Genomic DNA, 14,167 nt, shown 5'->3' with positions numbered 1-14,167 from the left:
AAGCCCACCAACCTGGCCGACGTGGTGGGCTTCGCCACGGCCACCGTGCAGCCCCAGCTGGCCGACAAGCAGCTGCGCCTCGACCTCCAGCTGGCCCCCGGCCTGCCCGCCGCCCGCGCCGACGTGGAAAAAACCACCTGGGTGCTCATCAACCTGCTGGCCAACGCCATCCGCTACTCGCCGCTGGGCGAAGCCCTCACCGTGCGCGCCTCCCTGGCCGGGGCCTTCGTGCAGGTGAGCGTGCAGGACCGCGGCCCCGGCATCGCGGCCGAGCACCACGAGAAAATCTTCCAGCGCTTCGCCCAGCTGCCCGACAAAAGCGGCTACCGCGGCGGTTCCGGCCTGGGCCTGAGCATTGCCCGCGAGTTTATCACCACGCAGGGCGGCCGGCTGTGGGTCGAAAGCGAACTGGGCAGCGGCAGCACGTTCCATTTCACGCTGCCCGTGGCTTCGGCTTAGGAAGTGACGGGACAACAGCACGGTCATGCTGAGCGCAGCCGAAGTATGACCGTGCTGTTGTCCCGTCACCTTCTGTATCAACAAATCCCACGCTAATTCCCCTCCCATCATGCAAGCCACCATCAAATCCAAAATCACCCTGGGCCTGGGCTTTCTGTTCCTGATAATCCTGCTGCTGAGCGGCGTGGGGGCCTATTATTTGTACCAGCTCTCGCGCAGTGCCGAGGCCACGCTCAAGGACAATTACCGCTCCGTGGCCTACGCCCAGCACCTGAACGACGCGCTGAGCGACCTGCGCGATGCCTACCTCGCCGGCGGCCCGGCGGACGAACCAACCGCTGCCCGCGCCCGCGAAACGTTCGCGCGCAACCTGGCCGATGAGCAGCGCAACATCACCGAGCCCGGCGAAGGCCAGCTGGCCGATTCGATGGCGGCGGGCTTCCGGCAATACTTGCAGGCGGCCCCGACGGCCGCCGCCGGCTCCCGCGCCACCTACCAGCGGCTGCGGCACCAGGTCAGCCGCGTGGCCGCCCTCAACCTGCGGGCCATTGAGACGCAGGGCCAACGCACCCGCCAGGTTGCCAGCCGCACCATTACGGTGCTGGGGCTGGTGGCGGCGCTGGGCATTCTGGCCACGTTCTCGTTCATTTTCTCCTTCCCCGACTACGTGACCAAGCCGGTGGAGGAGCTCACGGCCGGCATCCGGCGGCTGGCGGCCGGTGATTATTCGCAGCGCCTGCCCGTGCCGGCCTACCCCGAATTCACCGAAGTAGCCCAGGCCTTCAACGACATGGCCCAGAAGCTGGACGGCTACGAAACGCCCGATGGCACGCCCCGTATCGACAGCAGCGGCCCGCTCGACATCGTGACCAGCCACCAGCGTCCGGGCACGCCCCCTACTGCTTAGGCGGCCTGGTTTGCATGGCACTCTATTCCACCTTTTCGCTGCTGTTGATAGTGGCGGCTCTGTTCGCCTACCTCAACCAGCGGCTCCTGCGCCTGCCGGCCACCATCGGGCTGACGACGCTCACGCTGCTTTCGTCGCTGGTCCTGGGGCGCCTGGGCGTGCCGGTGCTGCAAGGCCCCGGTGGGCACCCTGATTTCCACGATTATGGTGGCCTGCGGCCTGTACCTCGTGCTGCCGCTGTTCGGCCGGCCCCTGGCGTTTCTCTGCTGCCTGCTGTTCGGCACCCTCATTTCGCCCACCGACCCCGTGGCCGTGCTGGGCTTCGTGGTCTACCGGACGTTGCGCAACGTGGACAACTACAAGGTGGAAGAGCTGCTTAGGCTGGCGCTGGCCACGCGCGGCTCGGTGCTGGCGGCGGCGCTGGACACGTCGGGGCCGCTGGCCATGGTGGTGGCGGGCGGCGAAGCGCGGGGCCGGCAGATTAGCTGGCAGCTCCGAGCGGCATTGCTCCGGCGGCCGGGCAAACTGTGAAGCCGCCCCGGCGTATGCTTCCCCAGCCAGTGCCAGCCGGGAAAGAATTTTTCCGGCTTCCCTTCCATCCCCGCTCCAAGCCCTATGTCCACCACTACCCTGACCGGCGGGGCCGCGCCCTCGGCCCACGCCCACCTGCATTCCCGCATCACGGCGGCCGGCTCGCTCATCGCCCTCGGCATCGTGTACGGCGACATCGGCACCTCGCCGCTCTACACCGTGCGCGGCGTATTCGCGGGCCGGCCGGTGACCGAGGACGTGGTGCTCGGCACCATCTCGGCCATCATCTGGACGCTCATGCTGCTCACCACGGTCAAGTATGTGTTCATCGCCATGAAGGCCGACAACCACGGCGAGGGCGGCATTCTGGCGCTCTACGCCCGGCTGCGGCGGCTGAAGGTGAAGTGGCTGTATTTGCCGGCCATCATCGGGGCGGCGGCGCTGCTGGCCGATGGCATCATCACGCCGCCCATTTCGGTGGGCTCGGCCATTGAAGGGCTGCGCATCATCAAGCCTGACCTTAATACGGTGCCCATCATCCTGGCCATTCTGGTGGGGCTGTTCGCGTTTCAGCAGTTCGGCACGGCCATCATCGGCAAGCTGTTCGGGCCGGTGATGGTGCTGTTTTTTGGGATGCTGGCCGTGTTCGGCGCGGTGCACCTCTCGCACGATTGGAGCATTCTGCGGGCCCTCAACCCGTACTACGCCATCCACATGCTCACCACCATTCCGGGGGCGTTCTGGCTGCTGGGCTCAATATTTCTGTGCAGCACCGGGGCCGAGGCCTTGTATGCCGACATGGGCCACGTGGGCCGGCGCAACATCTACGTGTCGTGGACTTTCGTCAAAATCTGCCTCGTGCTCAACTACCTGGGCCAGGGCGCGTGGCTGCTCCAGCATCTGGGCGCGCCGCTGGGCGCGCGGAATCTGTTCTTTGAATTGATTCCGGCCTGGGGGCTGCTGCCGGCCATCGGGCTGTGCACGCTGGCCACCATTATTGCCTCGCAGGCCCTGATTTCGGGTTCGTTCACGCTCGTCATCGAAGCCTTGCGGCTCAATTTCTGGCCGAAGGTAAAGGTGACGTACCCCACCGAATTGCGCGGCCAGGCCTACGTGCCCAGCCTCAACTGGATACTCTGCGCTGGCTGCATAGGCGTGGTGCTGCACTTTCAGGAATCGAGCCGCATGGAGGCGGCCTTCGGGCTGGCCGTGACGGTGACCATGCTCATGACCACCGTGATGCTGGCCTATTACCTGCGTCTGCGCCGCGTGGGCGTGGCCTGGATAGCAGTGCTGCTGGCCGTCTATTTCACCATCGAAGGCTCGTTTCTGATTGCCAACCTGCGCAAGTTTCCCGAAGGGGGCTACATCAGCGTGTTGCTGGCGGGCCTGCTGCTGCTCGTGATGGTGAGCTGGATTCAGGGCCGCCGCATCCGCACGGAGCTGGAAAAATACGTGCCCCTGGCCGAGTCGCTGCCGCTGCTCCAGAAGCTGAGCGCCGACGAATCGGTGCCCAAATTCGCCACCCACCTCGTCTACCTCACCGAGTCCGACAACCCCAAACTGGTCGAAAACGCCATTATCCACTCCATTTTCCGCAAAAGCCCCAAGCGGGCCGACGTGTATTACCTGCTCCACGTCGTCACCACCGACGAGCCTTACACCAAAACTTACCGCGCCACCGCCCTGCTCGCCGACGACCTCGTGCGCGTGGAATTCCACCTGGGTTTCCGCGTCGACCACGCCATCAACTACATGTTCCGGCAGGTAATTTCCGAGCTGGTGAAGACCCGGGAAATCGACATCACCTCGCGCTACAACTCCCTGCGCGACGAGGACGTGGTGGGCGATTTTCAGTTCGTTATCCTCAACCGCACGCTGCCCTATGCGCAGTCGCTCAGCACCTGGCAGCGGCTGGTGGCGCGGTTTTCGGGCGTGCTGCGCTGGCTGGGCTCCAGCCAGCAGGAAAGCTTCGGGCTCGATAACTCCTCGCTCACGATTGAGAACATCCCCCTGCTCACGCCCGACCGGCCCGAGCTGGCGCTGCGCCGCGAGGAGTAAGGTTGACGGCGATAAATCGCCGAAGCCCCGTCCACTTGGACCCGATTGGGGCTGGGCCGCTGCCGAAGGAAGCATTGCACGGATGAGCCGCAGGGGTTTGCCCTTAGGCCGTGGCCATGCTCAACAACGCCAAGGCCGGAAATGCCCGGCGGAAAGTGTTTATTAATATAAACCGTTAGCGGATAGGCAGTACCACGGCCTGCCAGGGCTGCAGGGCCAGCGTAGGGCCCGCCACGAAATCGGGGTAGTTGTTGAGCCAGGGCGCGCCGTTGGCCTGCAGGCCGGCGGGCATTGGCCAGTCGCGCTTCTCGGAGGTGAAGTTCAGGATTACCAGTGCCTTGTCGTTGCCCTGGGTGCGGGTGTAGGCGTAGATGTGGGGGTTGGCTGCGTCCAGCAATTCGTATTTGCCATACACCAGCACCGGGTGCTGGCGGCGCAGGGCCGTGGCCTGGCGGAAGTAGTTCAGCACCGAGTGGGGGTCTTTGTCCTCGGCGGCCTCGTTGATGGTGCTGTAATTGGGGTTGACGGTCAGCCAGGGCTTGCCCGTGGTGAAGCCCGCGTTGGCGGTAGCATCCCACTGGAAGGGCGTGCGGCCGTTTTCGCGGGCCAGCAGCTGCTGGGCCGTCAGGAACTTGGTTAAATCACCGCCGCTGGCTTGCAGCTGCTTGTACATGTTGCGGGATTCGATGTCGTGGTAGTCTTCAATTTTCTTGAAGCGGATATTGGTCATGCCCAGCTCGTCGCCGCCGTAGTAGTAGGGCGTGCCGCGCATGGTGAGCAGGAAGGTGGTGAGCAGCTTCGATGACGGGGCGCGAAAGGCCGGCCGGTCGTCGCCCCAGCGGGTGGTCATGCGGGGCTGGTCGTGGTTGCCGAGGTAGACGGTGCCCCAGCCTTTCTGGGCAAATACGCTGTCCCACTTCGTGTACACGCGCTTGAAGTCGAGCAGGCTGTAGCGGCCGGGTACCGGGGTGCGGTACTTGCTGCCGGGCACCTGGCCCACGCTCATGCCCTCGAAATGGTAGAGCATGTTCAGCTCCTGGCGGGCCGGGTCCACGAAGCTCAGGGCCTGGGCGGCGGTGACGCCGGCGCCCTCGGCCACGCTCATCACGGGGTACTTGCTCAGGGCTTCGCGGTTCATTTCCTGCAAATACTGGTGCAGGTGCGGGCCGTTGGCGTAGTAGCGGCCGTAATCGCCGTGGTACTCGGCCGGAATGGGCGGGAAGGTGGTGTCCTTCGAGATGAACGGAATCACGTCCATCCGGAAGCCGTCCACGCCTTTGTCAAACCAGAAGCGCATCATGCTGTAGATTTCCTGGCGCAGCTTGGGGTTTTCCCAGTTCAAATCGGGCTGCTTGCGCGAGAAATAGTGCAGGTAATAGGCGTTGGTGAGCGCATCGTAAGCCCAGGCGTCGCCCTTCACGTCGAAAAAGCTCTCGCGCTTGGGGGGCGTGCCCTTTTCTTTGGGCCACCAGTGGTAGTAGTCGCGGTAAGGGTTGGTGCGCGAGCTGCGCGACTGCTTGAACCAGGCGTGCTCGTCGGAGCTGTGGTTCACCACCAGGTCGAGCACCACTTTTAGGCCGCGCTGGTGCATGCCCTTCAGCAGCTCGTCGAAGTCCTGCATGGTACCAAAATCCTTCATGATGGCACGGTAGTCGCTGATGTCGTAGCCGTTGTCATCGTTGGGCGAGCCGTAGATGGGGTTGAGCCAAATCACGTTCACGCCCAGGCTCTTGATGTAGTCGAGCCGCGAGATGAGGCCGCGCAGGTCGCCCACGCCGTCGCCGTTGCTGTCCTGGTAGCTGCGCGGGTACACCTGGTACACCACGGCTTCTTTCCACCAGGTATGGGCATCGCCGGCGGCCGGGGGCGTGGCCGTGCGGCTGGTGTCGGCCGCGGCACCGGTGGCGGTGGCCGTTTCCGTTTTTTGCCCCGACTGGCCGCAGCCCGCCAGCAGCAGTGCTCCGCCCAGTAGCGGCAGCGCCCGGCGCGTGAAATGCTTTGCAGTAGCGAAAGCGTCAGAAAAGAGGTTTTTCATGGGCGGGAATGAAGTGAGGCGTTTCATAAGCGGGTTCGGTAAATCAGGCGCGTCCCTTCGGCCGTGCCTTCCGGCCGCCACCTGCGCCGGCACGGCCAATGCGACTTCTCCGACCAGCCCCGGCCGGCCGAAGCCCCGTTCGATGGGGGCCGGGCAGCCGCTGAGTCAGCCCACCCAGGGCCGGGTCGGAGGGGGTTACTCTATCCGGGTGACAATACCCAAAGGTATCACAAGCCGGCCTACACCTTGTGCATCATCAGCTCGCCGGCCAGCGCCGCGGCCGGTACGGGGTCCGACTGGCTTTCCGGCGGCACGCGCATGAGGTCGAGCTCGCGGTAGGGCTGGATGGTGAGGGGCACGTTTTCCACCACCACGTCGCTGGTATCGAGGCCGAAAGCCTGCTGGTCGGTGATGGCCAGGTGGTTGAAGAAGAAGTAGCCCTTGAGCACGAACCGCTCATAGAAGGAAAGCTGGTTGTCGTAGCTGAGAATCTTATCGAGCACCACGAAGCGGAAATCGCCGGGCAGCTTGTGCTTTTGCAGCGTGGCGTAGCGCGAGGTGATGTCGATTTCGCCCTTGGCGCCCATGTCCTCCAGCACGCGGCGGAACAGCAGGTTGATGCGCGGCTGAATGCGGAAACCCAGCCGGAAGTTGATTTTGTAGGCCACGTCGGGCACCAGCGTTTCCAGGGTGTAGTGCATGCCGAAGGGCTCGTTCAGCAGGCTGATGTTGAGGAACCAGTAGCGGTCGGCCCGCTTGGGCTTCTTGCGCAGGATGGAGTAGAGAATGCGCGACTCAATCTGCCGGGAGGTTTTGCTGCGCGTGAGGTACACCAGGTTCGAGGCGTATTTGCTCACGGTCGTGTCCTGGCTCAACTCCTGGAGGATGGGCAGGTTTTCGGCCCAGTCGGTCATGTCGAGGTAGCGGTTCTTAATCTGGCGGCCCTTGTAGCCCACCCACATGCCGAAAATCAGGCCCCACTCAAAGACCAGGATGCCGAGCCGGTTGAGCAGCTTGGTGATGTTGGCGATGAGGAACGAGAACTCCACCGTCAGGAAAACCAGCATAATCAGCGCCACCACCGGCAGTGCCCAGTGCTTCACGCCGCGCAGGTACTGCGAGAGCAGGATACTGGTCATCAGCATGGCCACCGTGATGGAAAAACCGTAGGCCGCCTCCATATTCGACGAAGTCTGGAACCAGAGCTGCACACACACGCAGCCAAACCACAGCATCCAGTTGATGCTGGGCACGTAAATCTGGCCGCGCTGGTCCGTTGGGAACAGGATGCGGACTTTGGGCCAGAAATTCAAACTCACGGCTTCAGAAATCAAGGTGTAGGAACCCGAAATCAACGCCTGCGAGGCGATGATGGTAGCGGCCGTGGCCAGGATGATGAGCGGCACGATGCCCCACTTCGGCGCGATGAGAAAGAAGGGGTTCTGGTCGCCATTCAGGGCTTTGCCGGCAAACTGCATGGACCAGGCGGCCTGGCCGAAGTAGTTCAGCACCAGCGCGGTTTTCACGAAAAGCCACGACACGCGAATGTTCTTACGCCCGCAGTGGCCCAGGTCCGAGTACAAGGCCTCGGCCCCCGTGGTACACAGAAACACCGCGCCCAGCAGCCAGAAGCCCTTCGGGTACACCGTGAGCAATTCGATGGCCCACATCGGATTCAGGGCCTTGAGTACGGCCGGGTGGTGCAGAATCTGGATAAAGCCCAGTGTCCCAATCGTACTGAACCACAGGAACATAATCGGCCCGAACGACGCGCCCACCACCTTGGTGCCGAACTGCTGGAAGCCGAAAAGCAACGTAATAATGACCAGCACGATGCCGATAATAGTCGTTTCGTTTAGGCCGGGGTCGATGATTTTCAGCCCTTCAATGGCCGAGGAGACCGAGATGGGCGGCGTGATGATGCCGTCGGCCAGCAGCGTGCCGGCCCCGATGATGGCCGGCCACAGCAGCCACTTGCCCCGCCGCCGCACCAGGGAGTAGAGCGAGAAAATGCCGCCCTCGCCGTGGTTATCGGCTTCCAGCGTGAGCAGGATGTACTTGATGCTGGTTTGGAGCGTGAGCGTCCAGAACACGGCCGACACGCCGCCGTACACCAGCAGCTCGCTGATGGGCCGGTCGCCGAGAATGGACTTGAACACGTACAGCGGCGAGGTGCCGATGTCGCCGAAAATGATGCCGAGCGTGACCAGCAACCCCGCCGCCGTGATGTTGCGGGTGTGGATGCTGGTGCTGGAAAGCGAGGGAGATGAGGACATAACAAAGTAGTGGTGAGCGGTTAGCGGTCGATGGTTTGGCGTTAACCGTTAAGTAGCCAGCGGAAGGGTGAAAAAGAAGGTGCTGCCGGCACCGGGCGCGCTGTGCACGCCGAGCAGGCCGCCCTGGGTGGTGATGAATTCGTGCGAAATGCTCAGGCCCAGTCCGGAGCCATCCTGGGCCGTGCTGACGGCATCGGGGGCCTGGGCAAAGCGTTGAAAGATGTGCTCCTGGTACTCGGGCTCGATGCCGGGGCCGCGGTCCTGCACGCGCACTTCCACGGCCTCGCCGCCAATGGCGCGGGCGGCGCTGACCGTGATGCGGCCAGCTTCGGGCGAGTAGCGCACGGCGTTGGCCAGCAGGTTGAGCAGGACCCAGGCCGTCTTTTCGCGGTCGGCCAGCACGGGCGGCAGGTCCGGGGGCAGGTCTATTTCCAGCGTGAGGTGCTTGGGGGCCAGCTGCAGCTGAATGGGGTCGGTGGCATACGCCAGCAGCTCGGCCACGGCGGTGGTGCGCAGGTTGAGGGGAATGACGCCCGATTCAAGCTTCGAGACGTCGAGTAAGCTGTGGGTGAGCTTGAGCAGGCGCTGGTTTTCCTGCTTGAGGGATTCCACAATCTGCTGCTGCTCGGCGTTGAGCGGGCCCACGCGCAGGTTTTGCAGCAGCTTGAGGTGGAAGTTGATGGTGGAAAGCGGCGTCTTCAGCTCGTGCGAGACGGTGGCCAGGAAGTTGGATTTGGTCTGGTCCAGGCGCTTGAAATCCGACACGTTGTGCAGCGCCAGGATGGTGCCCACGAACTCCATCTTGTCGAGCGGCGCGTTGAACGACACGGCATCGTGCACCATCAGGCGGTAGTGCAGCTCCTCGCCGCGCTGCATCAGCGCGAGGGGCACGGCGGCTTTGCGCTGGGAAGCGGGGGCGCGCACCACCGCCAGCAGCTGCTGCATGAGGGGGCTGCGGGCGGCCAGGTCGTCGGCATCGGCGCCTACCACTTCGCTTTCGGGCAGTTCCAGCAGGGCGCAGGCGGGCGGGTTGGCCACCAGTATCCGTTGGTTTTCGTCCAGCAGCAGCAGGGCCTCGTCCAACGTCTGCACGATGCTCGTTACGCGGTTGCGCTCCGTCATCAGGCCCGCCAGGTTGCTGGTCCGCGCGTCGTTCACCTGCACCAGCAGTTGATTAAACGAGCTGGCCACCTGGCCGAACTCGTCGCGGCTTTCCACCGGAATGGAGGCCGTGAAATCGCCCTGGGCCGCGTGCGCCATGCTGGCGGTTAGCTTGTGTAGTCCACTAACGGCCGCCTCTGGTATACTCAATACAAAGCCCAGCGCCACCACAATACTCAGCACGATGAACGTGAGCAGATAGCGCCCGGCGCGCCCGGCGGCGCGGTTCGCCTGCACGTCTTTGCGGGCCACGGCCTGCATGTTGAGCTGCACCATGCGGTGCGTCAGCTGCCGGAGCTGGGCCAGCGCCGCAGCGTTATTAGCCACTGACAACTGCGCCAGGCTGCGCGTCAGGCTGTCCACCACCGGCCGCTCGCCGGGCTCGGTGACGTTGCCCGCCTCCCGGCTGAGCAGGTAGTGGAAGCGCGGGAGGCCCTCGGGACTGGTGGGTTGGGCTTCGGCCTCGTCGAGGGCCACCAGCATGTCCTGGCCCAGCTGCACGGAGTAGAAATTGTCCTGCAACACCGAGCGCGAGCGCGAATCCAGCTGCTGCACCGTGTAGTGCGCATAGCTGCCCAGGATGATGAGCAGCCCCAGCAATGCCAGGAAGCCGACCGTGATTTTGGATTTAATGTTCATAGCGAAGCAAGCTGCTTTCGCGAATGCCCCTTGCCAACGCCGCGCCGCAATGCCCTGGCGCTGCTGAATAATCCGGTACTTATTTAACCTTTAGCTAATTAGCGGCATCGGAATCTCCCAGCCGCTTTTTCCAAGTCACCGTCACCGCATCCTTTTGACCCGGTGGGTCGGTCAAAATGACCCGGTTGCTACCGATATGCCGCCCCGCTGGGGCTTACAAATAGCGCTGCTATAACCCGTACTCCTGAATCTTGCGGTACAGCGTTTTTACGCCGATGCCGAGCTGGCGGGCGGCCTCGGTTTTATTGCCCGCCGTTTCGCCCAACACTAGCCGAATCTGGCGCTTCTCCATGGCCTGAAGTGAGCGGCTGTCGTCCTCATTGGTGCCCGTGGCGGTCCAGGTTTGCAGCTCGGCGGGCAGCGTGTCGGTGGTCAGGGTTTGCTCGTCGGCCAGAATCACGGCGCGTTCCAGCACGTTCTTGAGCTCGCGCACATTGCCGCGCCAGTCGTGCCGCAGGAGCTGTTGCAGGAACTCCGGCTCCATGCCCGTGAGGCGCTTGCCGAGCTTGGCCGCGTAGAAGTGCAGGAAGTACTGGGCCAGCGGCTCGATGTCGTCGCGCCGGGCGTTGAGCGGCGGCACCGCCACCACAAACACTGAGAGGCGGTAGTATAAATCGGCCCGAAAATGGCCCTGGTCGGCCTCCTGGCGTAGGTTGCGGTTGGTGGCCGCCACCAGGCGCACGTTCACCCGCGTGGGCTTCGGGTCGCCGAGCTTGTTAAACTCCTGGGTTTCGAGCACCCGCAGCAGCTTGGCTTGCAGGCTGATGTCCAACTCCCCGATTTCGTCCAGAAACAACGTGCCGCCGCTGGCTTCCTCAAACAAGCCCTTCTTATCACTCTGCGCCCCCGTAAACGCGCCCGCCCGGTAGCCAAACAGCTCCGATTCCAGCAGCTCGCGCGGAAAGGCGCTGCAGTTTACGGCCACGAAGGGCTTGGCGCGGCGCGGGCTGGCCTGGTGAATGGCCTGGGCAAACAACTCCTTGCCGCTGCCCGTGGGGCCTTCCAGCAACACGGCCGCATCGGTCGGAGCCACCCGGGTGGCCAGGTCTTTGGCCCGCCGCAGAGCCTCCGAAGGCCCAATCATCGATGCGAAACTGTGCTGTGCGCCCACCTGCTTTTCCAAATCGGCCACGCGGCGCTGGAGGCGGGCCTTTTCGGCGGCCCGGTCCACCACCACCAGCAGCTGGTCGTCCGAATCGCCCTTGGTGAGGTAATCGAAGGCCCCGAGCTTCATGGCGCGCACGCCATCGGGCACCGTGCCGTAGGCCGTGAGCAAAATCACCTCGGCAAAAGGAGCCAGCGCTTTGAGGCGGCCCAGCAGGTCCACGCCGTTGGCATCAGGCAGCTTCACATCGCAGAGAATAACCAGAATTTCGGCCGCGTGCAGGCGCAGGGTTTCCAGGCCGCGCCGGGCGTCCGGGGCTTGCAGCACGGTGTAGCCCTCGAAGCCAAGCACCCGGGCCACTACTTCCCGCAGGCTGGCTTCGTCGTCGATGAGCAGGAGGCTGCCGTCGGGCATGCGGGAAAAGGGGTTCGCGATAAAAAGTTGAAAAGATACAGGGCAAACCCGAAGGGATTTCAGGGCCGCCGGTACGGCCCCATTATGCTTCGAGCCACTTGTGGTGGGCCTTTGCTTAGGCGATGGCCGGATTTTGGGCCCCGCACCGTGATAAAAGCGGTTACCAATAGCCTTTCATCCGACCTAAGGTGCTTATTTGTATGCCATTGACAGCTTAAAGCACTCAGAAACCCGTTGTAGCTTAAGCACAAAAGTTTATTACATCGAAACGCGAACGAGAACAACAGAAAGGAGTCTAAACAAGTACAAAACAGGCTTACACTTTCTAACCGTTTTTTAACTTTTTTCTACTATCCGGAGCTTGCGCTCATACCTTAAAGGTAGATTACAAACCTCTGACAAGGCTGTCTGGCCGCTCATTATTAGAAGGAGCTACGTGATTGCTTGCTGCACCTCTAGCAGCTACGCCAGCAGCGGGGCTCGCCTCAGGCCGCTCTCATCCGGGCCGCTTCCATGCGTTAGGTTTGCCTGGCCGGGCGGGCGTCGTCATTCGGTCGCGTGGCAGTTTGGGCTTTCCAATACCCTTACAAAGGTCGGCGGGCGGGGCGACTTGTAAGTCCGACACCCCATAAGTTTGATGCCGAAACGTGTATGATGAAACACCTATAGCTGCCCTGCGCAACGTTGCTGCTGTGGAGCCTGGGCGCGCAAGCCCAGTCAACCCCGTCTTCCGCTTCCACCAACGCGGTGAAGCCAGCGCTCCAGGCCAGAGTCACGCGGGTCGAACGAGGACTCTCCACGCCCGTCGTGGTCAAGGGCGCGCCCGGTCAGCAGATGGCCCTGACGGAGCGCATGGCTTTTTATCGGGTCCCGGCCGTTAGCATTGCCTTAATCAACAACGGCCGGGTTTAATGGGCCCGGGCATACGGCGTGGGCGATATCGCCAGCCAGCAGCCGGCAACCGTGAAGACCCTGTTCCAGGCGGGTTCAATTAGCAAGTCGCTCAGCGCCATCGGGGCCCTGCGCCTGGTCGAACAGGGCAAGCTCTCATTGGATGAAGACGCGAACCGCCAGCTGGCTTCCTGGCATATTCCGCCGAACGAGCAAACCCGTTCCAAAGAGGTCAGCCTGCGCAGGCTGCTCAATCACAGCGCCGGCACGACGGTGCATGGCTACCAGGGCTATTCAGAGGGACAGGTGTTACCGACGCTGGTCCAGGTGCTGGACGGGGTTGCGCCCGCAAACTCTGAGCCGGTTCGCGTCGATGTGGTTCCCGGCAGCACTTGGCGCTACTCGGGCGGCGGGTACAGCATCGTCCAGCTGATGATGAGCGAAGCCAGCCGCCAGCCGTTCGACCGCTACATGAAGACGGCGGTTCTGGAACGGCTGGGGATGGCTCAGAATACATTCACCGCCCCGTTGCCACTCAGCTGGCACCCCCTGACGGCCACTGCTTACGACAGCGCCGGCCGGGCCCTCGCGGGGCGATGGCACACCTATCCGGAATCCGCCGCGGCTGGCCTCTGGACCACGCCCAGTGACCTGGCCCGCGTGGTGCTGGCCGTGCAGCAGGCCGAAGCGGGGAAGTCCGACAACATCCTCTCACGCCGTCTGGCCTCCGTCATGCTGACGCGCGGCCTCGGGGAATACGGTCTGGGATTCTTCGTCGAAAATTTGGGCGACCGCACCAGCTTCGGTCATAGCGGGGGCACCGAAGGGTTCCGCGCGCAGCTGTATGGCTACACGCACTCCGGTCAAGGCGTGGTCGTGATGACCAACAGCGATAACGGCGCTGATTTGATTAGCGAGATATTATGCAGCATAGCAGCCGAATACAGGTGGCCGGAGTTCAAGGTAATCGAGAAGGTCTCGATTACCGGGGACGCCGCCACCAACGGACAGGTCGCGGAGGACTACCAGTTGCTGGACAAGCCCGTCCATATTGTAGCCGAAGGGGACCGCCTCTACTTCCAAAGCGACTTGTTCGGCCCCAAGCGCATGGAGCTGTTCCCGGAATCGAAGACCGCCTTCTTCATGACGGCCCTGGACATGGCGATTCGTTTCGAACGGGACGGCGATGGCGCAATTGGTGGATTCAACCTGCTTCGTGGGGCGAATACCTACACGGCTAAAAGGACCAGATAGCGGGAAGGAAGCAGCGACAATGCTTACAACCGGAGTGTGCAAAATGCGCTTCAAGTATTTGGGCCATGATTGTTTGCTGGCGCTGGCGTTGCTTGTACCGGAATCAGCTGCTGCTTCAGGCCCCGGCTACCGAGCGGCAGGCCCTGGCCGATGCCGTCGCCCGCACATCGCCCGCAAACGAGCGGCACATCAACCTCCAGGGAGATTTCACTAGTGCTTAGTCAGGGGAATTATCAATCCTAATTTTCTGGTAATGCCGTCCGAGTTTGGTGCGGGCCTTCTCCAGGGTAAATTGCCAGCGCACGGTGGCGCGGGCGGCATTGCGCTGGGCCACGCAGGCGGCCACGTGGGCGGAGAGTTCCTCCTGGGTGGGA

10 protein-coding genes and 1 pseudogene are annotated in these 14,167 nt (G+C 63.0%); 7 read left to right on the top strand and 4 right to left on the bottom strand.

The features are described 5' to 3' along the window. The 4 genes from J4G38_RS26320 to J4G38_RS26305 all read left to right on the top strand — a co-directional run. Nucleotides 1-459, top strand: a 459-nt coding sequence (locus tag J4G38_RS26320; protein WP_226163908.1) for a sensor histidine kinase, incomplete at its 5' end; no start/stop codon positions are given. 109 nt (nucleotides 460-568) lie between these two features. Then, complete coding sequence (locus tag J4G38_RS26315; protein WP_210521850.1) at nucleotides 569-1,366, top strand: HAMP domain-containing protein; 798 nt, start codon at nucleotides 569-571, stop codon at nucleotides 1,364-1,366. A 180-nt stretch (nucleotides 1,367-1,546) separates the two neighbouring features. Then, complete coding sequence (locus J4G38_RS26310; protein WP_210521851.1) at nucleotides 1,547-1,897, top strand: hypothetical protein; 351 nt, start codon at nucleotides 1,547-1,549, stop codon at nucleotides 1,895-1,897. A gap of 84 nt (nucleotides 1,898-1,981) precedes the next feature. Continuing rightward, a complete protein-coding gene (locus J4G38_RS26305; RefSeq protein WP_210521852.1) occupies nucleotides 1,982-3,958 on the top strand; it encodes a KUP/HAK/KT family potassium transporter in 1,977 nt (658 codons plus the stop codon). Between the two features lie 175 nt (nucleotides 3,959-4,133). On the opposite strand, the gene J4G38_RS26300 is transcribed toward J4G38_RS26305, so the two are convergent. From J4G38_RS26300 to J4G38_RS26285, 4 genes are all read right to left on the bottom strand, one after another. Continuing rightward, nucleotides 4,134-5,993, bottom strand: coding sequence for a glycoside hydrolase family 13 protein (locus J4G38_RS26300; RefSeq protein WP_210521853.1), 1,860 nt, complete (start codon nucleotides 5,991-5,993; stop codon nucleotides 4,134-4,136). Between the two features lie 239 nt (nucleotides 5,994-6,232). Continuing rightward, the gene (locus J4G38_RS26295; RefSeq protein ID WP_210521854.1) at nucleotides 6,233-8,269 is read right to left on the bottom strand and encodes a KUP/HAK/KT family potassium transporter; all 2,037 of its coding nucleotides are present in this window, start codon (nucleotides 8,267-8,269) and stop codon (nucleotides 6,233-6,235) included. 48 nt (nucleotides 8,270-8,317) lie between these two features. Beyond that, on the bottom strand, nucleotides 8,318-10,069 hold the full coding sequence (locus J4G38_RS26290) for a HAMP domain-containing sensor histidine kinase (protein WP_210521855.1): 1,752 nt from the start codon (nucleotides 10,067-10,069) through the stop codon (nucleotides 8,318-8,320). Between the two features lie 229 nt (nucleotides 10,070-10,298). After that, complete coding sequence (locus J4G38_RS26285) at nucleotides 10,299-11,648, bottom strand: sigma-54-dependent transcriptional regulator (RefSeq protein WP_210521856.1); 1,350 nt, start codon at nucleotides 11,646-11,648, stop codon at nucleotides 10,299-10,301. A 747-nt stretch (nucleotides 11,649-12,395) separates the two neighbouring features. Between J4G38_RS26285 and J4G38_RS26280 the strand changes: the two genes are divergently transcribed. The 3 genes and pseudogenes from J4G38_RS26280 (at nucleotide 12,396) to J4G38_RS28815 (ending at nucleotide 14,014) form a co-directional block, all read left to right on the top strand. After that, a complete protein-coding gene (locus J4G38_RS26280; protein ID WP_210521857.1) occupies nucleotides 12,396-12,560 on the top strand; it encodes a hypothetical protein in 165 nt (54 codons plus the stop codon). Between the two features lie 15 nt (nucleotides 12,561-12,575). Next, nucleotides 12,576-13,793, top strand: a pseudogene (locus J4G38_RS26275) (serine hydrolase domain-containing protein); the annotation flags it as partial. 92 nt (nucleotides 13,794-13,885) lie between these two features. Further along, nucleotides 13,886-14,014 carry a hypothetical protein gene (locus tag J4G38_RS28815; protein WP_262906247.1) on the top strand — a complete coding sequence of 43 codons (129 nt, stop codon included), beginning with the start codon at nucleotides 13,886-13,888 and terminating at the stop codon, nucleotides 14,012-14,014. The last annotated feature ends 153 nt before the right edge of the window (nucleotides 14,015-14,167 follow it).

Source organism: Hymenobacter terricola, assembly GCF_017921975.2.
GTDB classification, from domain to species: domain Bacteria; phylum Bacteroidota; class Bacteroidia; order Cytophagales; family Hymenobacteraceae; genus Hymenobacter; species Hymenobacter terricola.
The sequence above is the reverse complement of the archived record's forward strand: the minus strand, read 5'-3'. Positions and strand labels throughout refer to the sequence as shown.

Bases quoted from the DNA above. Each gene is read 5' to 3' on its own strand.
- J4G38_RS26315 (WP_210521850.1), top strand. From the start codon at position 569: ATGCAAGCCACCATCAAATCCAAAATCACCCTGGGCCTGGGCTTTCTG.
- J4G38_RS26305 (WP_210521852.1), top strand. From the start codon at position 1,982: ATGTCCACCACTACCCTGACCGGCGGGGCCGCGCCCTCGGCCCACGCC.
- J4G38_RS26300 (WP_210521853.1), bottom strand. From the start codon at position 5,993: ATGAAAAACCTCTTTTCTGACGCTTTCGCTACTGCAAAGCATTTCACG.
- J4G38_RS26295 (WP_210521854.1), bottom strand. From the start codon at position 8,269: ATGTCCTCATCTCCCTCGCTTTCCAGCACCAGCATCCACACCCGCAAC.
- J4G38_RS26290 (WP_210521855.1), bottom strand. From the start codon at position 10,069: ATGAACATTAAATCCAAAATCACGGTCGGCTTCCTGGCATTGCTGGGG.
- J4G38_RS26285 (WP_210521856.1), bottom strand. From the start codon at position 11,648: ATGCCCGACGGCAGCCTCCTGCTCATCGACGACGAAGCCAGCCTGCGG.